Annotated in this window: 21 protein-coding genes; 20 read left to right on the forward strand and 1 reads right to left on the reverse strand. The window is 41.4% G+C overall.

Features of this window, described 5'->3' with window-relative positions; translation table 11 throughout:
- Window positions 1–15: 15 nt before the first annotated feature.
- Window positions 16–693 carry a ribulose-phosphate 3-epimerase gene (locus BHF69_RS00150; RefSeq protein WP_075669068.1) on the reverse strand — a complete coding sequence of 226 codons (678 nt, stop codon included), beginning with the start codon at window positions 691–693 and terminating at the stop codon, window positions 16–18.
- A 273-nt stretch (window positions 694–966) separates the two neighbouring features.
- Between BHF69_RS00150 and BHF69_RS00155 the strand changes: the two genes are divergently transcribed.
- The 20 genes from BHF69_RS00155 to BHF69_RS00250 all read left to right on the forward strand — a co-directional run bounded on the left by BHF69_RS00155 (window position 967) and on the right by BHF69_RS00250 (window position 22,160).
- Complete coding sequence (locus tag BHF69_RS00155) at window positions 967–1,401, forward strand: PTS sugar transporter subunit IIA (protein ID WP_075669069.1); 435 nt, start codon at window positions 967–969, stop codon at window positions 1,399–1,401.
- 35 nt (window positions 1,402–1,436) lie between these two features.
- On the forward strand, window positions 1,437–1,925 hold the full coding sequence (locus BHF69_RS00160; RefSeq protein WP_075669070.1) for a PTS sugar transporter subunit IIB: 489 nt from the start codon (window positions 1,437–1,439) through the stop codon (window positions 1,923–1,925).
- A gap of 79 nt (window positions 1,926–2,004) precedes the next feature.
- A complete protein-coding gene (locus BHF69_RS00165) occupies window positions 2,005–2,805 on the forward strand; it encodes a PTS mannose/fructose/sorbose/N-acetylgalactosamine transporter subunit IIC (RefSeq protein WP_075669071.1) in 801 nt (266 codons plus the stop codon).
- Between the two features lies 1 nt (window position 2,806).
- Entirely contained in the window at window positions 2,807–3,628 is an 822-nt protein-coding gene (locus BHF69_RS00170) for a PTS system mannose/fructose/sorbose family transporter subunit IID (RefSeq protein ID WP_202816988.1), read from the forward strand.
- 176 nt (window positions 3,629–3,804) lie between these two features.
- Window positions 3,805–4,533 carry a GntR family transcriptional regulator gene (locus BHF69_RS00175; protein WP_075669073.1) on the forward strand — a complete coding sequence of 243 codons (729 nt, stop codon included), beginning with the start codon at window positions 3,805–3,807 and terminating at the stop codon, window positions 4,531–4,533.
- 218 nt (window positions 4,534–4,751) lie between these two features.
- Window positions 4,752–5,216, forward strand: a complete 465-nt coding sequence (locus tag BHF69_RS00180; protein WP_075669074.1) for a MarR family winged helix-turn-helix transcriptional regulator — start codon at window positions 4,752–4,754, stop codon at window positions 5,214–5,216.
- Window positions 5,209–7,362 carry an ABC transporter ATP-binding protein gene (locus BHF69_RS00185; protein ID WP_075669075.1) on the forward strand — a complete coding sequence of 718 codons (2,154 nt, stop codon included), beginning with the start codon at window positions 5,209–5,211 and terminating at the stop codon, window positions 7,360–7,362. The genes BHF69_RS00180 and BHF69_RS00185 overlap by 8 nt, the downstream gene beginning before the upstream one ends.
- Window positions 7,363–7,365: 3 nt before the next feature.
- Window positions 7,366–9,219 carry an ABC transporter ATP-binding protein gene (locus BHF69_RS00190; RefSeq protein ID WP_075669076.1) on the forward strand — a complete coding sequence of 618 codons (1,854 nt, stop codon included), beginning with the start codon at window positions 7,366–7,368 and terminating at the stop codon, window positions 9,217–9,219.
- A 74-nt stretch (window positions 9,220–9,293) separates the two neighbouring features.
- A complete protein-coding gene (locus BHF69_RS00195; protein WP_075669077.1) occupies window positions 9,294–10,790 on the forward strand; it encodes a phosphomannomutase/phosphoglucomutase in 1,497 nt (498 codons plus the stop codon).
- Window positions 10,791–11,132: 342 nt separating this feature from the next.
- The gene (locus BHF69_RS00200) at window positions 11,133–11,345 is read left to right on the forward strand and encodes a hypothetical protein (protein ID WP_075669078.1); all 213 of its coding nucleotides are present in this window, start codon (window positions 11,133–11,135) and stop codon (window positions 11,343–11,345) included.
- Between the two features lie 554 nt (window positions 11,346–11,899).
- Window positions 11,900–13,180: a group II intron reverse transcriptase/maturase gene (gene ltrA / locus BHF69_RS00205; protein ID WP_158022527.1), complete on the forward strand. Its 1,281-nt coding sequence runs from the start codon at window positions 11,900–11,902 to the stop codon at window positions 13,178–13,180.
- Between the two features lie 146 nt (window positions 13,181–13,326).
- Window positions 13,327–13,623 (forward strand): rhodanese-like domain-containing protein, encoded by a 297-nt coding sequence (locus BHF69_RS00210; RefSeq protein ID WP_075669080.1) that lies wholly within the window; start codon window positions 13,327–13,329, stop codon window positions 13,621–13,623.
- Window positions 13,624–13,689: 66 nt separating this feature from the next.
- Window positions 13,690–14,835 carry a THUMP domain-containing class I SAM-dependent RNA methyltransferase gene (locus tag BHF69_RS00215; protein WP_075669081.1) on the forward strand — a complete coding sequence of 382 codons (1,146 nt, stop codon included), beginning with the start codon at window positions 13,690–13,692 and terminating at the stop codon, window positions 14,833–14,835.
- Between the two features lie 14 nt (window positions 14,836–14,849).
- A complete protein-coding gene (locus tag BHF69_RS00220; RefSeq protein WP_075669082.1) occupies window positions 14,850–15,434 on the forward strand; it encodes an XTP/dITP diphosphatase in 585 nt (194 codons plus the stop codon).
- Between the two features lie 10 nt (window positions 15,435–15,444).
- A complete protein-coding gene (locus BHF69_RS00225; protein ID WP_075669083.1) occupies window positions 15,445–15,954 on the forward strand; it encodes a metallophosphoesterase family protein in 510 nt (169 codons plus the stop codon).
- A 55-nt stretch (window positions 15,955–16,009) separates the two neighbouring features.
- Window positions 16,010–17,371, forward strand: coding sequence for a 23S rRNA (uracil(1939)-C(5))-methyltransferase RlmD (gene rlmD / locus BHF69_RS00230; protein ID WP_075669084.1), 1,362 nt, complete (start codon window positions 16,010–16,012; stop codon window positions 17,369–17,371).
- Between the two features lie 242 nt (window positions 17,372–17,613).
- On the forward strand, window positions 17,614–20,271 hold the full coding sequence (locus BHF69_RS00235) for a SpaA isopeptide-forming pilin-related protein (protein WP_143249440.1): 2,658 nt from the start codon (window positions 17,614–17,616) through the stop codon (window positions 20,269–20,271).
- 138 nt (window positions 20,272–20,409) lie between these two features.
- Entirely contained in the window at window positions 20,410–20,736 is a 327-nt protein-coding gene (locus BHF69_RS00240; protein ID WP_075669086.1) for a YdcP family protein, read from the forward strand.
- Between the two features lie 16 nt (window positions 20,737–20,752).
- Complete coding sequence (locus tag BHF69_RS00245) at window positions 20,753–21,139, forward strand: YdcP family protein (protein ID WP_075669087.1); 387 nt, start codon at window positions 20,753–20,755, stop codon at window positions 21,137–21,139.
- A 91-nt stretch (window positions 21,140–21,230) separates the two neighbouring features.
- A complete protein-coding gene (locus tag BHF69_RS00250) occupies window positions 21,231–22,160 on the forward strand; it encodes a hypothetical protein (RefSeq protein WP_083650860.1) in 930 nt (309 codons plus the stop codon).
- Window positions 22,161–22,219 lie beyond the last annotated feature (59 nt).

The following is a 22,219-nucleotide window of genomic DNA, read 5'->3' on the forward strand; positions in this document are numbered from 1 at the left end:
ACTCATTTATATTGATTATCTTTCTATAGAAGATAATAAGATATCTTTGTTTTCCTGAATGCTGTGTCCCTTTACAAAAAGCCCAGAACTTCCGCCAGTAAAAATGGTAGCTCCGGCATCTGCCAGACGTGTGATCGTAGATGGATTTACATTACCATCGGCCTGGATTCGGGTTGAGATACCAGCTTCTTTGATCATATGGTCCATCAGGCGAATGTGTTCAATAGCAGCAGGCTGTATCGTCTGTCCGGAGAAACCAGGATTTACCGTAAGCTTTAACACCCATGGACATTCCTTTGCCAGAGCGATAAAATCATCTCCTGGTACAGTGGAAGCCTTATATGCCAGTATTGGCTGGGCACCATAACTGCGGATCTTGTCAAAGATCTGAAGTGGATGGTCCATAGCTTCATAATGAACAGCGATATAATCAGCATCGGCAAACCGGGACAAATATCGTTCTGGTTCGTAAACGGCCAGATGAACTTCTATTGGAATAGAAGCGTAAGGCTTTATCTTTTCTAATAATAAATCTCCTAATATAAAGCAGCGATTAAAAATTCCGTCTACTACGTCATAATGGTAAAAATCAATATCTGTCTGCTGTACCTGTTCCATATGCTGTTCTAAGTTCATAAGGTCCATACAGGAAACAGAAGCGGATACCCGATAGGTTCCTTTCTGACTGGTCATAAACTGGTCACCTCTTTCTTAGTCGGAATCTTACTTGGTTTTAGTGTAACATGAGTGAAATTATTTGACAAGAAAAAATAACCGGTGGTAATATTAAATAGCAAAATGCACAAAAGGTAATATGTTGTCATTGTATATTCAGACAAAAATAACACATGAATGAATAATTTAATTGATTTTATTGTCGGTTTATTGTAAGATAAATGCAAGGATGGTACCTATGGTAATATTTTTGAGACCAATGGTATGGAAGATATATTTGGAGGTAACAAAATGATAGGAATTGTAATAGCGACACACGCAGGATTAGGACAGGGACTGATAGATGCAGTATCACTGATTGCAGGAACTCCTCCTAATATGAAAGCATTTGGGCTTTATCATGGAGACAGCCCGGATCAATATGAAGCGGATATTATGGCAGCCTTAGAGGAGTTGGATGAAGGACAGGGAGTCCTGGGATTTGTTGACTTCTTGGGAGGAACACCAGCCAACACGATGATGAAATGCATGGCAAAGAAAGAGTTTCCATGTGTAGCAGGTGTGAATATGCCAATGGTATTAAATGCTTATATGGAAAGAGATATGGCAGGATCTGTGGATGAATTAATGGAAAGCTGTATCGAAGCCGGAAAGCAGAGTTTTGTGAAGGTTCACGAAATGTATCAGGAAATGATGGCTGATGACGACGAGGAAGATGAAATTTAGAATCGTCAGCTATCGGAAATGAAAGGAGTTTTTTTATGGGAATCGGAGAAAAAGATGGAATTGTATTAACAAGAATTGACGATCGTTTGATTCATGGGCAGGTAATGACATCCTGGCTCAACTACACAAGTGCTAACAAGATCATGATTATTGATGATGGAGTGGCAAAGGACAAATTTATGAAGAGCGTATTAAAAACCTGTATCCCTGCCAACATCAAGCTGGCTACCTTTACCGTAGAAAAAGCGGCTGCAAGACTTCAGAAGGGATTTGCAGGAGACCGTTGTATCGTACTAGTAAAATATCCGGAAACACTTCACAAATTAATGAAATTAGGTGTTATATTTGATGAAATTGATATTGGAGGCATGGGTGTAAGCGGAACAAGAACCAAATTCTTTAGAAATATTTCTGCTTCTGAAGAAGAAAAGCAGATGTTCAGAGAACTGATTGAAGCGGGTTCCAAATGTTATGTTCGTATTATTGCAGAAGATAATGAAACTGATATTTCAGGTATGCTGTAAATCAATTATTCCAGAAGCGAGCTGCTTCTGAAATTATAAATGTCAAACTTAATTTATATTAAAAGAGGAGGGTAACAGTATGACAATCTCATTATTCCAGGCCATTTTGATTGGAGTTGTATACTACTTAGGTAATATCGGTACTCCATGGCTTTCATTACTGGGAAGTATCTCTGTTGTTTACAAACCATTAGTAGCCGGTACATTAGTAGGATGTATTCTGGGTGATCCGGTAACAGGATGTATCATTGGTGCAGCGATCAACCTGCCTTATGTAGCATTCATTTCTGCCGGTGGTACAGCACCTCAGGATCCAGGACTTGCAGGTACTGTAGGTACTGCATGGGCTATGGCAGCTGGTGTAAGTCCAGCAGCTGCAGTAACCATCGCTTTACCTTTAGGATTATTAGGTACTATGATCTGGGTAGCACATATGACATTAGACGTAACCTTTGTTCATATGGCTGATAAAGCTGCAGAAGAAGGCGATATCGATAAGATCTGCTTCTATCATGTAGTACCACCACAGATTTTGATGTTCTGTCTTTGTGTAATTCCAGCAACGATCGCTGTTTACTTCGGTTCTGATGCAGTAGCAGGATTGATCAAAGTATTAACAGGAACACCACTTCATGTATTAGAAGTTATCGGTGGACTTTTACCTGCATTAGGTATTGCTATGAACCTGCGTGCGATTAACAGACCAGGAACCTTATTATTCTTTATTTTAGGATTCATCTTAAGTGTATATTTAGGACTTCCAACAATTGCAATCGCATTGATCGCGGTAGTAATCGCTTGGTTATATACAACCTTAAGCAATCAGGAACCAGCAGTTGCGGCAGTTGAAGACGATGATGATGACGAGGAGGATTTTTAATATGGCAGAAAGAAAACAATTATCCAAAAAAGATGTTGTAAGAGCGTTCTGGAGATGGACATTCTTCTCTCATGCAAACTATAACTACGAACGTTTGGAAGCAACAGGTTTAGTACATTCTTATAAACACGTAATCAAAAAATTATATGGTGACAATCCAGAAGAATATAAAGCATGTATTCAGAGACATATGCAGTTCTTTAATACAGAACCACATATTGGTGGTGTAATTCCTGGAATTGTATTGGCGATGGAAGAAGAAAGAGCCAATGGAGCTCCAATCACAGATGAAGCTATCAATGGTGTAAAAACTGGTTTAATGGGACCTTTTGCTGGTATCGGTGATACATTATGGCAGGGAACCTTAACACCGATCTTACTGGCGTTTGGTATTTCTCTTGGTTCACAGGGTAACCTGTTAGGACCTGTGATTTATACATTATTAATGTTTGGTATCATGTTCCCACTGGCATATATCTGCTGGATGAAGGGATACGAGCTTGGTAAAGATGGAGTTGAAAAGATTCTTGGAGGAAACCAGCTGAAGATGGTAATCACGGCTGCCTCTTGTGTCGGAGCAATCGTACTAGGAGCGCTCAGCGCCCAGTTCGTCTCAGTCTCCTGTCCGGCAGTGATTAAATTCGGTGCGTTGGAAATGAATGTACAGGAAACAGTATTCGATGCGTTATTTAAGGGAATCCTTCCACTTGGTGTTACTTTACTGACATTATATTTATTAAAAAATAAACAGATGAAGGCAACTACGGTTATGGCTATCTTAGTTGTAATCGGTGTTATTGGTGGAGTTCTTGGAATTCTGTAATTTATTCATATTCATCCATGAGTGAGAAGCTGCTGGCATAAAAAGCCGGCAGCTTTTCGTGTTATATAGACAATCCTTCTTGATTATAATTAGGAAATCATGTAAAATAAATATAACCAATGGTAATAAGTGGTTAAGGTGTATAACTGAAAAAGGAGTATAAGGCGGAAAAGAAAATGGCAAAAGACGGAAAACAACTATTATATCTACAATTGAAAGAACGGTTGCTGAAGGATTATGGAGAGAAGCCATATTTTTCACCATTACCAGGAGAACGGGAACTTTGTGAGATTTATGGGGTAAGCCGCCCGACCGTACGCAAAGCTTTGATGCTTCTGGAAAAGGAGAAGAAGATTCAAAAGCTTCCCGGAAAGGGTACTTTCTTTCTGGGCAATAAGGATTATGTGGAATCCAACACGCAAAATCAGTCGGTTGCTTTCTATAATCAGGTATCTCTGCGGGGAGATTACACGAAAAGCAGAATTTTACTGCAAAATATCGAATTGGTGACCAGCGATGTGGCGGCTCAGCTGGGAATTGAGAAAGGAACCAAGGTCTTTCACTTGGAAAGACTTCGTTATATTAACGATCGATTGTATTCACTGGCCAATGCATATGTGCCGTATGATCTATGTCCTGAGCTACTGGACATTGATTTTCGAGGTCGTTCCCTTCATAATACTTTAGTGGAATACGGGCATGTTCCGTATAAGGCGGATAAGGTCATTGAAATTGAACATGCTGACGAATATGAGGCACTCCATTTGGGAATTGAAGTTGGCGATCCGATTACGATTACCCACAGTATCACATATGACAAGGAAGATCATATTTTGGAGTATGCATGTTCAAAGGCATCTGCATACCGGACCAGGTTTGAGATGACCATGTATAACCATTTTTAAAGAAAAATTAGGAAGAACTGCTGTAAGAATATTTTTTGGACAGCAGTTCTTTTGTGGTAGGTTGATCTTCTCATTACTTTTCTATAGAGCGTATCTGCAGTTTATGAAAAAAGTATAAAATTCTAAAAATAATCTTGATTTCCCTTTTTGAACGTGTATAATCATATAAGTTAACTTAATTAATTATTGAGTAGGTTAAATAAATTGGGAGGAAGAACATGAAGAAAAATCAAATACATAAATTTACGTTCCTGATGAATAAGATGAGATTAGTATTTACTAGAATGAAGCAGGATCTGAATGTTCCACAGGCAGAATATGTGGCATTGATATCCATTGCTGAAAGATCCAAAATGAGGGAGAATGGGAAAGAGATGTCTGTCTCAACTTCTGATGTAGCAAAGCATATAGGGGCAACGATGCCTGCAGTATCAAAGGTGATTCGTAATCTTTCCATGAAAGGATATGTCAAACAGGTCCAGAGTCAATCTGACCGCAGAGTGACCCATCTTATATTGACAGAAAAGGGAAACGAGATCTTGAAAAAAGATTTTGAGAAAAGAGGTCAATTGATGAAGAAGGCTTTCGATGAGTTTGGGGAAGAGAAGACGGATCAGCTCTTGGATCTTATGGCAGAATTGTTTGAATTGCTGGAAAAGGAGGCAGAAGAAAAAGATGATTAGGATTCTAAAGTTTGCCAAAAAACGATGGTATATGATGGTGCTCATCATAACATTGCTGCTTGGCCAGGCATATTGTGAGCTGACATTGCCACAGTATACATCCAATATTGTAGATGTGGGAATTCAGTATAAAGGAATTGAAAGAACCATACCGGAAGCGGTTCGTCCAGAAACCTTTCAGGGATTGCTTGGAATGATTTCCGATTCGGATGAAAAGGAACTGGTACAGGATGCGTATGAGCTGATCGAAAAAGGGTCTGATAAGGACCTGGAAGAATTATATCCGGCATTGGAAAAAAGCAATCTTTATGTGCTGGATTATGACAGCTTAGGAGAAGAGAAAGCGGATGAGCTGACAGAAGTGGTAACCGATGCAGAACTTAAGCTGATGGAGATGATGGCATCTACACCGGAAATGCAAAAGAAACTGGAGAAGAATGCTTCCATGAGCAAGGAAAATATTGACCAGCTCAAGGATGTGATGGGAGATTCTTTGGCGGTGGCATTTATTCAGGAAGAATATAAGGCCATCGGTGTGGATATGGATCAATATCAGATGAATTATCTGAAGAAGTCAGCCATGAAGATGATGGCGTTGGCTATGGGAAGCATGGTTATGGCAATTTTGGTGACATTCTTTGCATCCAGATTAGCCGCAGTGACCAGCAAGGAGCTTAGAAATAAGGTATTTAGAAAGGTGGTATCCTTTTCCAACGAGGAAATGAATCATTTCTCTACGGCATCGCTGATTACCAGATGTACCAATGACATACAGCAGGTTCAGATGGTGATGGTACTGCTGTTTCGAATGGTGTTGTATGCGCCGATCATGGGAATTGGTGGAATTGTAAAGGTACTTCATACAGATACGTCCATGGTATGGATTATTGCATTGGCTGTCATTGTGCTGTTGGGGGTTGTGATGATTCTTATGAGTGCTGCCATGCCAAAATTTAAGAAAATGCAGGTTCTTGTGGATCGTTTGAACCTGGTTACCAGGGAGATTCTGACAGGAATTCCGGTAGTCCGGGCATTTAGCCGGGAAAAATACGAAGAACAACGCTTTGAAGGTGCCAGTTATGATCTGATGAAGACTCAGCTGTTTACCAATCGTGTGATGACATTTATGATGCCGACCATGATGTTTATTATGAATGGAGTTTCTGTTCTGATCATATGGGTTGGAGCGCATGGTATTGATGCAGGAAATCTTCAGGTTGGGGATATGATGGCATTTATTACCTATACAATGCAGATCATTATGGCATTTTTAATGATGACTATGATTTCTGTTATGCTTCCTCGAGCAGCAGTGGCAGCGGAGCGTATTGATGAAGTGTTGGAATCTGATACATTGATTACGGATGCCAAAGAAGCAAAGGATGTAAACGGAGCTGGCGAAGTGGAATTTCACAATGTAGGCTTTGCGTATCCAGGTGCCAAGGAAGAGGTGCTTCAGAATATCAGTTTTACTGCAAAGGCCGGACAGACCACAGCATTTATTGGAAGTACTGGAAGCGGAAAATCCACATTGGTACAGCTGATTCCAAGATTGTTTGACGTTACAGAGGGTAAGATTACCATTGACGGCGAAGATATACGGAATATCAAGCTTTCTTCTTTACGTGAGAATATTGGATATGTTCCGCAAAAGGGATTGTTGTTCTCAGGAACGATTGAGTCCAACTTAAGATTTGGTACAGAGGAAGCGACTGTAGAGACTATTAAGAAAGCAGCCAAGATTGCTCAGGCGGAAGAATTTATTGATTCCAAGCCACTGGGCTATCAGACACCGATCTCCCAGGGGGGCTCTAATGTATCTGGTGGTCAGAAACAGAGACTTGCCATTGCGAGAGCCATTGCCAAGGAACCAAAGATCTATATATTTGATGACAGCTTTTCTGCGTTGGATTATAAGACAGATGTGACGTTACGAAAAGCATTGCAAAAGGAAGTAGGAGATGCAGTTGTGATGATCGTAGCACAGCGAATCAGTACCATTTTGCATGCAGATAAGATTATTGTACTGGATGAGGGTAGAATTGTGGGGGAAGGCACTCACGAAGAGCTCTTAAAGACCAATCCGGTTTACCAGGAAATTGCCAAGAGCCAGTTAAGCAAGCAGGAATTAGAAGGGGAGGTGTAAAGCATGGCAAGAAGAGGACATGGAGGTCCGGGAAGACCAGCCGAGAAGGCAAAGGATTTTAAAGGGACTTTAAAGAAATTGGTCCATTACCTTGGACAGTATCATTTGGCCATTATTTGTGTCATGATTTTTACAATCGGAAGTACGGTTTTTCATATCGTCGGACCGAAGATTCTTGGAAAAGCAACAACAGAGGTTTTTAATGGTCTGGTCAGTAAGGTACAAGGTGGTGCTGGAATTGATTTTGAGAAGATTGGGCGAATCCTTCTGCTGTTGATCAGTTTATATTTGATCAGTGCAGTATTTAGTTATATTCAGGGATTCATTATGACGGGAATCTCCCAGAAGGTGGCATTTAATCTGAGAAAGGAATTATCAGAGAAGATCAACCGTCTTCCTATGAATTATTATGATAAGAGAACCTATGGAGAGGTTTTGTCAAGGGTGACCAACGATGTGGATACCTTGGGAATGGGCCTCAATCAGACGTTGCATCAGCTGATTACATCTGTTGCAACGGTGATCGGTATTTTTATTATGATGCTGAGCATCAGCCCGATCATGACATTGATTGCAGTGGTTACCCTTCCGGTTTCAGGAATTTTGATTGGAATCGTAGTAAAGCATTCACAAAAATACTTTATATCACAGCAGGCATACTTAGGGCATGTCAATGGACAGGTGGAAGAGGTCTTTGGCGGGCATAATGTCATTAAGCTTTTTAATAAAGAAGAGACCGTATTAAAGCAATTTGAAGAAACCAATGAGATTTTGTATCAATCTGCATGGAAATCTCAGTTTTTATCTGGGTTAATGCAGCCGGTTATGGGATTTATCGGTAACCTTGGATATGTGGCGGTAGCCGTCTTAGGTGGATACTTAAGTATAAAAGGAAGTATTGAAGTGGGGGATATCCAGTCCTTTATTCAGTATGTAAAACAGTTTACTCAGCCAATTTCTCAGATGGCACAGGTGTCCAATATGCTTCAGTCAACCATAGCAGCATCTGAGAGGGTATTTGAATTTCTGGATGAAAATGAAGAGGAACAGAAATCCTTTCTTCATGCCACAATGGAGGATCCTAAAACGGGTGAGGTCCGCAATGTAACACCAGATGACATTACGGGAAAGGTTGATTTTGAGCATGTAAACTTTGGATATACCAGGGACAAACAGATTATTCATGATTTTAACCTGCATGTAAAACCGGGACAGAAGATTGCCATTGTTGGTCCGACTGGAGCAGGTAAGACGACGATCGTAAAGCTTCTGATGCGTTTTTATGACATTGATGACGGTTCCATTCAGATTGATGGCCATGACGTGCAGGGATTTGACCGTTCTGAGCTAAGAGAGGCATTTGGAATGGTACTGCAGGATACCTGGTTATTTAAAGGAAGTATTATGGATAATATCCGTTATGGTAAATTAGAAGCAACGGATGAGGAAGTGATGGAAGCAGCCAAGGCGGCACATGTGCATCATTTCGTACAGACATTGCCGGATGGCTATGATATGGAATTAAATGAAGAGGCTACGAACATTTCTCAGGGACAGAAGCAGCTGCTGACCATTGCCAGAGCAATTCTTGCGGATAACCGCATTCTCATTCTGGATGAAGCAACCAGCTCTGTGGATACGAGAACAGAAGTGCTGATTCAGGAAGCAATGGATAATCTGATGAAGGGACGAACCAGCTTTATTATTGCACATCGCCTTTCTACGATTAAGAATGCAGATTTGATTCTCGTATTAAAGGATGGAGATGTTATTGAACAAGGAAATCATGAAGAGCTGATGGCGCAGGGTGGATTTTACTGTGATTTATACAATTCTCAGTTTGAAGAGACTGCATAGGTATGATATAATGTCCATAGTATGTGGGTATTTCGCTTAGAGACAATCGTTTTTAAGAAGAAGGAGAGAACAAAATGGACAACTTATTAAAATTACAGAATGGAAGTGACATCCGCGGAATCGCAGTAGAAGGCGTAGAAGGAGAAAGTGTCAACTTAACTGGCGAGATTGCCAACAGAATCGGACAGGGATTTGTAACATGGCTTTCTAAGAAGACAGGGAAAGCAGCAGCAGATTTAAGAATTGGAGTAGGGAATGATTCCCGTATTACTGCAGATGCTATGAAGAACGGAGTCATGAAGGGAATGGCTTCTATGGGTGCAGTTGTATATAATTGTGGATTGGTATCTACTCCATCCATGTTTATGACAATTGTATTTCCAGAGACAGCATTTGATGGATCCATCATGATCACAGCAAGCCATTTACCATTTAACCGAAATGGATTAAAGTTCTTTGATAAGGATGGTGGGCTGGAAAGTACAGATATCAAAGAGATTCTGACGGTTGCTCAGGATTGTACAGTGGCAGAATGTGAGAAAGAAGCAGAAAGCTTTGATTCTCTTTCCTTATATACAGCTAGTCTTTGTGAGAAGATCAAAGCTGGAGTGAATGCAGAAGATTTTGATCATCCACTGGCAGGACTTCATGTAGTCGTAGATGCTGGTAATGGTGCTGGTGGATTTTTTGCAAAACGCGTACTGGAAGAATTGGGTGCAGATATCTCTGGAAGCCAGTTCTTAAATCCAGATGGGATGTTCCCAAATCACATTCCAAACCCTGAGAATGCACAGGCGATGGAGGCGATTAAGAATGCGGTACTGGATAACAAAGCGGATCTTGGTATTATCTTTGATACGGATGTGGACAGAATGTCTGCAGTATTATCCGATGGATCAGAGATCAACCGTGACAGTATCATCGCTATGATGGCAGCAATTATCGCAAAGGACTATCCAGGTGGAACCATTGTTACAGATTCTGTAACCTCTGATCGTCTGACACGCTTCTTAGAGGGTGAATTAGGCATGAAGCAGCACCGTTTCAAACGAGGCTATAAGAATGTTATCAATGAATCCAAACGTCTGAATGAGGAAGGAATCGTATCTCCACTTGCGATTGAGACATCTGGACATGGTGCTTTAAGTGAGAACTATTTCTTAGACGATGGAGCTTACATGGCTGTTAAGTTATTGATCGCAGCAGCTCTTGCGAAGAAAGAAGGAAAACAGTTACAGTTCTTTGTAGCTAAGTTAGAACCAGAGTTTGAATCCAGAGAATATCGTATGAAGCTGTCCGGAGAAGATTTCAAGGCTTATGGACAGGATGTATTGAAGGTATTTGAAGAAAGAGCAAAGGAACAGGGAATTACCGTTGCTCCAAATTCTTATGAAGGTGTACGTCTGGCATTTGCTTCTGAAGAAGTAAAAGGATGGGCACTTCTTAGATTATCCCTTCATGATCCATTGATGCCTTTGAACTTAGAAGGAGAAAGAGAAGGCGACTGTGATAAGATGGTAGAGATTGTACGAGGATTATTGACTGGATTTGATCAGTTAGCGGTGATTTAACCAATATGAGAAAAAAAGCAGAAATGAAGAATTTTCTTCATTTCTGCTTTTTTCATGTAAAAAGTAAAAGTGCCAAGTGAGGGAGTCACTTGGCACTTTTGAGGGGAGTATAAATAATTAATAAGGGGTTATATAGTGTGTAGAGTCACATAGCATGACTATCTACATCCTTATTGTATAGTTTATGAGCATGAAATGCAAGTATTTTAATAAAAAAAATTCAAAAAAATCAAATTTTGTGTTTTTATGGAGATATTTGCTTTGAAAAAAATTATTTACTGAATAAAAACGAAGCAGAGGGAGCAAAATATTCTTGTAATCAAATGAAAGGAGATTATGACAATGGCTAAAAATTATGCAAATTCAACCAACGCAAATAATCAGACTGGCAATAGTCAATCATCAAACAAAAACAAAACAGGCAATAAGGCAGGCAACAAGGCGAGCAATAAAATGAATAACAGCCAGAATGCTTCTAATGCTAACAACAACTCTAATTCTTATAATAATAATTCAAATAACAGCACAAATGAATCTGGAAGCAATAAAAGATAGTTCTTTTATCATAGTCGGATAGTCTGTTATGAGAAAGAGAGGGTCAAGATCAGAAATTTTGACCCTCTTTTTGTTTGCGCGCCATGGGCGCGCTCTAACGGGTGAAAGTCCCGAACACGCCTAGGCAACGAGGAAGTGTATAGCCGAACAGCAAGGGTGTCCATCGTGAGGTGGAATCTGAAGGAAGCTGTAAGCAAACTCTTGGTCCGACGGACAGAAATCACATATAAGGCTCGGAAATACGGATAAGTCTGCAAAAGGAGATGAAGTCCAAAAGTTGCTGGAAGTACGAGTAAATGTGGCGGATAGATGAGAGGAAAGAGCGTGCACCTTAAGCGTGGAGGTCTCACAGAGGTATCATCAGCCTAGTAACAACGAACTGTGAGAAATCAGCCGAGCCCATAGTAGTGAAGAAGTCTCTGTAATGGGGATGGAGTGAAGGGGCGAACAATCAATCAGTTTGAGTATGTCTCGTATTGCAGAAATGACAACATCTGCCGTAACCAATCGGGTAAAAGATGGTCAAATCAAGCGAGACGGAAAGGAAAGAACGCATGGACACAAGTAATCTAATGGAGCAGATATTATCTAGTGATAATCTCAACAGAGCATATCTGCAAGTCGTACGAAACAAAGGTGCAGAGGGAGTGGACGGAATGAAGTACACAGAACTCAAGGAACATCTTGCAAAGAACGGCGAAATCATCAAGGAACAGTTGAGGACAAGAAAATACAAACCTCAACCAGTACGAAGAGTGGAGATACCAAAGCCTGATGGTGGTGTCAGAAACCTAGGAGTACCAACGGTAACAGACAGATTTGTACAACAAGCCATTGCACAGGTACTAACACCAATCTATGAGGAACAATTCCATGACCACAGTTATGGATTCAGACCGAATAGGTGTGCACAACAAGCAATCCTAACAGCACTTGATATGATGAATGATGGTAATGATTGGATTGTAGACATTGACTTGGAAAAGTTCTTTGACACAGTAAATCATGACAAGCTGATGACCTTAATTGGAAGAACAATCAAGGATGGAGATGTCATCTCCATTGTGAGAAAGTATCTTGTCAGTGGAATTATGATTGATGATGAGTATGAAGACTCTGTAATAGGAACACCGCAAGGAGGAAATCTTTCTCCGCTATTAGCGAATATCATGCTCAATGAACTTGACAAAGAAATGGAAAAGCGAGGGCTCAATTTCGCGAGATATGCGGATGACTGTATCATTATGGTTGGGAGTGAAATGTCTGCAAATCGAGTAATGAGAAATATCTCTCGATTCATTGAGGAGAAACTAGGGCTTAAGGTCAACATGACAAAGAGTAAAGTGGATAAACCGCAAGGACTCAAATACCTTGGATTTGGATTCTATTTTGATTCAAGAGCACACCAATACAAGGCGAAGCCACATGCAAAATCAGTTGAGAAATTCAAGAAGAGGATGAAGGAACTCACCTGTCGTAGCTGGGGTGTAAGCAACAGCTACAAAGTGGAGAAACTCAATCAACTTATCAGAGGATGGGTTAACTACTTCAAGATAGGGAGTATGAAACATCTGTGCAGAGAAATGGATAAACATATCCGATTCAGACTTCGTATGTGTATATGGAAACAATGGAAAACACCACAAAACAGGGCAAAGAATTTAATGAAACTAGGCGTGCCCCAATGGGCAGCAAAGCGAACATCCTACGCTAAAGGGTTCGCAAGAGTATGTCGAGGTTCAGATGTATGCCAAGCTATAAGCAATAAGAGACTAACCTCATTCGGATTAGTCTCAATGTTAGATTACTACACCGAAAGGTGTGTTACTTGTTAAGTTGATTGAACCGCCGTGTACCGAACGGTACGCACGGTGGTGTGAGAGGTCGGAATTTCTCAATCAAGAGAAATTCCTCCTACTCGATTGGTCCATACAGTGATACAGATGAATATGCTATTAATAAGAAGGAAAGAGGGGATTCTATGAGATTTGATAATATCACTCTGGAGCGGGCATTGTGGATGATGGAGCATTATCCAGTGATTCTGATTGATGTGCGGGAACCGGAAAAGTATCAGAAGAGTCATTTGAAAGGAGCAGTCAACATTCCATATGATAAGCTTTCGAACACTTCCTTTCAGAAGGAAGCGACCTATATCGTGTATTGCGACAATGGTATGCAGAGCATGCGGGCAGCCAGAGATATGGCCATCGAGGGATGTCATGTGTATAATGTAATCGGAGGAATAAAAGGAAACGATAAGTATGTTGACATGTAAAGGGTTAACAAGGTACAATAAAAAATATATGTTTTAACCGATACGGATTTGAAGATTGGAGAATTCATGGAAAAGATAAGATTGATTGCACCATGCCATTTTGGGCTTGAGGCAATATTGAAGAGAGAAATTCAAAATTTAGGATATGAGATAGAACGAGTAGAGGACGGAAGGATTACATTTCTTGCAGATATGGCAGGAATTGCAAGATCCAATATCTTCCTGCGTACGGCGGACCGCATTCTTTTGCAGGCTGCAAGATTCCATGCAGAAACATTTGATGAATTGTTTGAAGGAATTAAGGCCATTCCATGGGAGGAATATCTGACGGAAGATGCCAGATTCTGGGTCACCAAGGCATCTACCACTAAAAGTAAGCTATTCAGTGCACCGGATATTCAGTCTATTGCCAAGAAAGCCATGGTAGAACGTATGAAGCAGAAATATCATAAGAACTGGTTCCAGGAGACGGGAGCTTCTTATCCAGTGCGTATCTTCCTATTGAAAGATGAAGTTACGGTTGGATTGGATACTTCCGGGGAGCCATTACATAAAAGGGGATATCGTCAGCTCACCAGCAAAGCGCCTCTGACAGAGACGTTGGCAGCAGCATTGATCATGCTGACTCCATGGAGAAAAGATCGGATCCTTGTGGATCCTTTCTGCGGGAGTGGGACGATACCGATTGAGGCAGCCATGATCGGAGCCAATATTGCGCCAGGTATGAATCGGTCGTTCACTTCTGAGAACTGGAAGAACCTGATTGCCAAGAAGAACTGGTACGAGGCGATTCAGGAGGCCAATGACTTGATCGATGACTCCGTGTCCATGGATATTCAGGGATATGATATAGATGGGCGTATGATCCGTGCAGCAAGGCAAAATGCAGAGGATGCAGGGGTGGATCATCTGATTCATCTTCAGCAGCGAGAAGTCAAGGAATTAAGTCATCCGAAGAAATATGGATTTATCATTACCAATCCGCCATATGGGGAAAGACTGGAGGAGAAGGAAGATCTTCCAGAATTATACCGACAGATAGGACAGGCATTTGACAAGCTGGATACCTGGTCCAAGTACCTGATCACTTCTTATGAAGATGCAGAAAAATATATTGGGAAAAAGGCAAATAAGAATCGAAAGATATATAATGGGATGCTTAAAACCTATTACTATCAGTTTTTAGGACCAAAGCCTCCAAGGAGAAGATAAGAGGGGAAGGCAATATGAAGAAGAGAATCATCTTTGCAACAGGAAATGAAGGAAAAATGAAGGAAGTCCGCATGATCTTAGCGGATATGGATTATGAAATTGTTTCTATGAAGGAAGCAGGAGTTGAAATTGAAATTATTGAAGATGGGAAAACATTTGAAGAAAATGCACTGATCAAGGCCACTGCAATTATGAAGGAGACAGGGGAGCTTGTGCTGGCAGACGATTCCGGATTGGAAATCGACTATTTTGATAAAGCACCAGGCGTTTATTCTGCCAGATATTTGGGCGAAGATACCCCTTATGAGGTAAAGAACCGTGTCATCCTGGAACGCATGGAAGGCGTAGCAGAAGAAAAAAGAACTGCTCGTTTCGTGTGTGCCATTGCAGCAGCATTTCCGGATGGAATGACAAAAACTGTGCGTGGGACCATTGAAGGAATAATCGGCTATGAAAGTAAGGGAGAGAATGGATTTGGTTATGATCCGATCTTCTACTTGCCGGAATATGGATGTACTTCTGCAGAGTTGGCTCCAGAAGAAAAGAATAAAATCAGCCATCGTGGGAAGGCCTTACAGAAGATGAAAGAATTGATATAGGAGGATTCGCATGAAAAGAATTTTAGTAATTAGTGATTCCCACGGAAGAAATGATGATATTGAAGGTGTATTACAGCAGGTTGGTCATATTGATTATATGATCCATTGTGGAGATCTGGAGCGTGGAGATGCTTATGTTCGCGCATTGGTAGGCTGTCCATGCACCATTGTGTCCGGTAATAACGATTATTATCTGGATCTGCCAATGGAAGAAATCATTGAGATCGAAGGATATAAGATTTTAGTAACGCATGGCCATTATTACTATGTAAATAGTGGAGTGGATAACTTAAAAGCATATGCAAGAGAACAGGGTGTGGATATTGCCATGTTCGGTCATACGCATGTACCTTACTTTGAGGTGGATGATGAGCTGACCATCTTAAATCCGGGAAGTCTGACCTATCCACGTCAGATGGGGAGAAAGCCAACCTTTCTCATGATGGAAATCGACGACAATGGGAAAGCTCATTTTGGACACGGATATTATCATTCTCATTTTGATGAATTAAATATATGAACGGGGCTGTTGTCAAAGATAAAGAAATGGCTCCGAAGAACATAAGGAGACAAGCATGAAAAAAGGACAACAACTAGAAGCAACGATTACCAAAGTGGATTTCCCAAACAAGGGCAAATGCACGATAGAAGATAGAGACATTACGATCAAAGGGACCATAGAGGGACAAAAAGTCAGATTCCAAGTGCAGAAGTTAAGAAAAGGAAAGGCTGTGGGAAGACTTTTAGAAGTCGTAGAGCCTTCTAAATTAGAGGATGCCAAGCCTGCGTGTCAGCACTTTGGTGCCTGTGGCGGCTGCTTTTATCAGACAGTCAGCTATGCGAATCAGCTGGCCATCAAAGAATCTCAGGTCAAAGGTCTGTTAGATGGCGTATGTCAGGATTATGTCTGGGAAGGCATCAAGGGAAGTCCGGAACAATGGGCATACCGTAACAAGATGGAATTCTCCTTTGGAGATGAATACAAAGATGGTCCTCTGGCTCTTGGCATGCACAAAAAGGGTGGATTCTATGACATTGTTACCGTATCCGACTGTAAAATCGTTCATGAGGACTATACAAAGATCTTAGACTGCGTTCTTGCCTACTGCATGGAACAGGAATTTTCCTTCTATCATAAGATGTCTCATGAGGGATTTCTGCGCCACCTGGTGGTAAGAAGAAGCGTCAGCACAGGAGAAATTCTTGTAAATATGGTCACCTCCTCCCAGCAGAAGCATGATTTCCAGCCGCTGGTAGAGAGAATTCTTGCATTGCCATTAGAAGGAAGGTTGGCAGGATTTCTGCATACCATCAACGATTCCTTATCCGATGTGGTGAAAAGCGATGAAACCCACACACTATATGGAAAAGATTACTTTTATGAACACATTCTGGGACTGAAATTTAAAATCTCCCCATTTTCCTTCTTCCAGACCAATTCCAGAGGAGCGGAGGTTCTCTACGAAACCGCTCGTGGATATATTGGCGAGACGAAGGATAAGGTCATCTTCGATTTATACAGTGGAACAGGAACCATCGCTCAGATGATGGCACCAGTTGCCAAAAAGGTAGTGGGTGTAGAGATTATCGAAGAAGCGGTAGAGGCAGCGAAGGTCAATGCAGAAATCAATGGACTTACCAACTGCCAGTTTATCGCAGGAGACGTATTAAAGGTGATCGATGACGTCAAGGATAAACCGGACTTTATCGTATTAGATCCTCCGAGAGATGGCATTCATCCAAAGGCGTTGAAGAAGATCATCGACTTTGGTGTGGATTCTATGGTGTATATCAGCTGCAAGCCGACCAGTCTGGTGAGAGACTTAGAAGTGCTGGAGGAAGCTGGGTATCAAGTAGAGAAGGCATGTGCCGTGGATATGTTCCCTGGGACCAGCCATGTGGAGACTTGTGTGTTGCTACAAAGACGAACTATGTAGAAATCCTTAATTTTAGGCACTTTTTCAAGCATATCGTTTTTACGAGCGAGGGCGATAAAATCAGAAATAAGGAGATAAAAAACTATATCAATGTTTCGGTGGTAGTTGATATAGAGTGTGGGAACACAAACAATTAAATACTAAATTTGAGGGGTACTTGCAAAAAAGTATCCCTTTTCAATGTAGGACGTTCAGAAATGAGCGTCTATTTTTTTACCAAAACGAAAGGAGAATTTAAAGCTATGAAAAAGATATTGAAGCGATTAGCCACAGGCTTCCTTGCCTTTGCGACTGTCGTTACCGCTTTGCCGACAACGGCAGTCCACGCTTCTGAAACGCAATACTGGACAGAAAGTGCGGAGCGAGCAGGCTATATCGAAAAGGTTATGAATGACGGTTCTATCGGTTCGACCTTTAATGAGGGCATTATGAAAGTTGAGGGCGAGACTGCTTACTGCGTGGACATCAACACCAACTTCAAGAACGGTTATAAGACCAGAGCCGACGCAAGCACACGCATGAGTGCCGACCAGATTTCTGACGTTGCCCTATCACTGGAATATGTCAAGCAGTACACACAGAGCCACAGCGGATTGAACTATAAACAGGTCTATCTTCTTGAACAGTGTGTCATATGGCAGAGATTAAGTGTTCATCTGGGTTGGCAGTGCGATAGCGTCAGAGCTTCTTATGATGAAATTCCGAAAGCCATACAGGACGAGGTGTACGCTGGGGCGAAAGCCTTTGTCAGTGCAAACAAGGGACGCTATGAATGTAGTGGTTATATCTACTCTGGCGAAGGACAGGACATTGGACAGTTCTGGGCGAAACTTGCTGTAGGAAATGCCACATTGAAAAAGACTTCCAGTAATGCCAGCGTTACCGACGGAAACGGGCTTTACTCTATCGCTGGTGCGACTTATGGTGTCTATTCTGATAAGGGCTGTACGAAACAGCTTGTCACCCTTACGACGGATAACAGCGGAAACACGGATACCGTGGAAGTAAAGGCTGGTACGGTCTATATCAAAGAGGTTTCTGCTCCTGCTGGCTATAAGGTGGACAGCACTGTATATTCCTTAAATGTGGAAGCTGGCAAGACAGCGACCTTGAACGTATCCGATACACCAAAGGTCACAAACACCTTGATTGAATTATTCAAGATTGACATGGAAACACAGAAAGACGCTCCACAGGGCGACGCTTCCCTAGAGGGTGTGGAGTTCACATGGAAATTCTATGCGGGACACTATACCGCTGACAATCTCCCTAGCGAGCCGACGAAAACATGGGTGACAAAAACAATCGCTGAAAAAGACAGCGACGGCACTATCCATTATATTTCCCGCCTTTCTGATGAATACAATGTATCTGGGGACAGTTTCTATACACAGAATGGAAAGAACGTGCTTCCTTTAGGAACGCTGACCGTTGAGGAAACAAAAGCTCCAAACGGCTATCTTCTTGATGGTGCGTATATGCAGGCAAATGGTAGTGAAGAACAAATTAAAGGAATGTACCTTGCACAGATTACCGAGGACGGCGACCTTGCCGTACTGTCTGGAAGCAATCAGTACCATGTATCAGACAAGGTTATCCGTGGCGGTGTGAAAATCCAGAAACGAGATTTGGAAACCAGCGATACAAAAGGTCAAGGAAGTGCGACTTTGAAAGACGCTGAATTTGAAATCGTTTCTCTTAATGACAATACCGTACTTGTTGAGGGCAAGCTCTACAAGAAAGGTGAAGTGGTAAAGACAATCCTTACTGACATTGAGGGCGTAGCTTCTACTTCTGCCGACCTGTTACCATACGGGAAATACCGTATCGAGGAAAGCAAAGCACCAGAGGGCTATCTGACAGACGGTACGAAACCGATTGAATTTGAAATCACAGAGGATGGAAAAATCGTTGACCTTACAGGTGCGGACACATCAATCTACAATCAAGTGAAGCGTGGCGACCTAGAGGGTGTCAAGATTGGTGCTGGCACACACCAGCGTCTTGCGGGAGTTCCTTTTAGGATCATAAGCAAGACCACAGGTGAGAGCCACGTTATCGTGACCGACGACAACGGGCAGTTCTCCACTTCTTCCGACTGGGCTTCCCATAAGAACAATACCAACGCAGGAAAGACCAGCGAGGACGGTATCTGGTTCGGGACAAGCGAGCCAGACGACAGCAAAGGTGCTTTGATTTATGATACGTATATCATTGAGGAATTACGCTGTGACAGCAACAAAGGCTTTGAGCTTATCCCACCGTTTGAAATCGTGGTGTCCAGAAACAATGTGACCGTTGACTTAGGGACACTTACTGATGAATACGAGAAACAAATCTCTATCCATACCACAGCAACAGGCAAGGACGGTGAGAAGTCTATCGTGGCTGGTAAAGAGATAACAATCGTTGACACGGTTACGCTTGACGGGCTGGAAAAAGGCACAAAATATCAGTTGAAAGGCTGGCAGATGTTGAAAGAGGAAAATGCCGAGCTTCTTATCGACGGACAGCGTGTAGAAAACAGCTATACCTTTACTGCTGATGATGAAGAAATGAAGATTGAAATGGAATACACGTTCAATGCTTCTGCTCTTGGCGGTCAGAACCTTGTGACCTTTGAGGAATTATACGATTTGAGTAATCCAGATGAGCCGACTAAGGTTACAGAGCATAAGGATATTGAGGACGACGGGCAGACGATAACAATCACAGAAGTAACAGAAACGCCAGAAGAACCTACACCAGAACAGCCGACCACACCAGATACACCGACAAAAACAAGTGACGCTCCAAAGACAGGCGATAATACAAACATTACCTTATTCTTAGGGCTTCTTGTTCTTTCTGGTGCAGGAGTAGCAGGAACATACTTCATCAAGCGTCGTAAACATTCATAGGATAATCTGCCTATGATGAAGAAAGAGCGTTCCCCGCCGTGGGTTCAGAGACGGCAGAAAACAAAGAACAGTTTACTAGAGGCGTGGGGAGTGTAGCTCCCCACATATCAATTATAGAAAGAAATGAGGTAGGAACACATGAAATTGAAATATATCGTGCCAGACATGGCACAGACTTTTGGTAACTTGGAGTTTGCAGGAGAAAATGAGGTGGAGCAACAGCGCGTCAATGGTCGCTTTGTTCCCATGACAAGAAGCTATAACCTGTATTCTGACATTCAGAGAGCCGACGACATTATCGTGGTGCTTCCCGCAAAGGCTGGGGAGAAGCGTTTCAAATATGAGCAGAAAGTCAAGCTCGTCAACCCGAAGATTACCGCCGAGGGAAAGAACGTGCGAGGTCGTGGCTATACCAACTATATCTTAACGGCTGATGATATGCTTCCAGCCGGGGAAAGTAAGTAAAGGGGGATAACAGATTATGAGATTAGCGAATGGAATTGTATTAAATAAGGAAAAGACCTTCGGTGTTTTGAAATTTTCCGCACTAAGACATGAGGTGCGTATGGAGAATGAGGACGGAACGACCAGCGAGGAAATCAAGCGTAGAACCTATGACTTGAGGTGCAGTCAGCAGGAACGCACGATACAGGTATCTATCCCAGCGGAAATCCCTGTCAAGGACTACCCGTACAATGCCGAGGTGGAGCTTATCAATCCCGTTGCCGATACGGTGGCAAACGCCAACTACCGAGGGGCAGATGTGGAATGGTACATCAAAGCTGATGATATTGTACTGAAAAACAAAGGCAGTCAGCCCGCAGGCAATCCGCAGAACCACGCTCTGCAGGGACAGCAGAAAAAATAATCAACAAGTATCTTTTTCTTGTAGGGTAATTTTTATAACGGTATAATTATCTTAGATATTAATTATATGTAATTCTAAAGGAGAAATTGTCATGATATACGAGGATTATAATTACAATAAAGGAGAAGATTTAAACCATTGTCCAATATGCAAAAAAGCATTTAAAGAGGGCGAATGTGTTACTGAAATAGAATTACCTAAAGGGCCCTTTCTGCTTGTACACAAAAATTGTTATAATTCTGTAAGCAAAGGTAAACATGAAAATAGAACCAGCTCTAATGTCTCGCCAGAAACTTTGTTAAAAGATGAAGATAAGCTTTGGCGATATATGGACTTAGCAAAGTTTATAAGTATACTAAAAAACAGTACCTTATATTTCTCGGCACCAGACGGATTTAGCGATATATATGAAGGTGCTCATGGTGAATTAAAAAACAAGAAGGCATGGGATGACTTTTACTTTAGTTTTGCTAGAGCTTCTATCATAACAGCACCAGATAATCGTTGGCATAAAATTGAACCAGAGAAATTAAAGGATAATGCAAAAAGATTAGTAAAAGAAATATCACAAACTTGGAAAAAAGGAGTATACATTAATTGTTGGTATCGCAGTGAATTTGAGTCCGAAGCAATGTGGAAAATGTATTCTGTTAATGTAAAAAATGCTATTGCAATTCAAACATCATATGGAAATCTGAAAAAAGAATTGGGAGAAAAAGTAGCTATCAAACCAATTCGATATGTGGATTATTCAAAGCAATTTATAGGACCAAACGAAGAATTTTGGTGTAAACGCAAATCTTTTGAATACGAAAAAGAAGTTCGTGCGATTATTCATGATTTTAGTAATACACAAAATTCTGGAATAGAGATAAGTGTAGATTTGAACAAACTAATACAAAATGTCTATATTTCTCCATATTCGCCTAAATGGTTTCAAGAAATAGTTGTTGACTTAATAATAAGGTATGGTTATAAATTTAATGTGCTAACATCAAGTATGTCAGAAATTCCATTTTAAGATATTCCTAACTATCGGTTTTCATGGGAAAAAGTTACTAATTAGAAAAATGCGGTTAG

The organism is Anaerostipes sp. 992a (assembly GCF_001940245.1).
Classification (GTDB): domain Bacteria; phylum Bacillota; class Clostridia; order Lachnospirales; family Lachnospiraceae; genus Fimousia.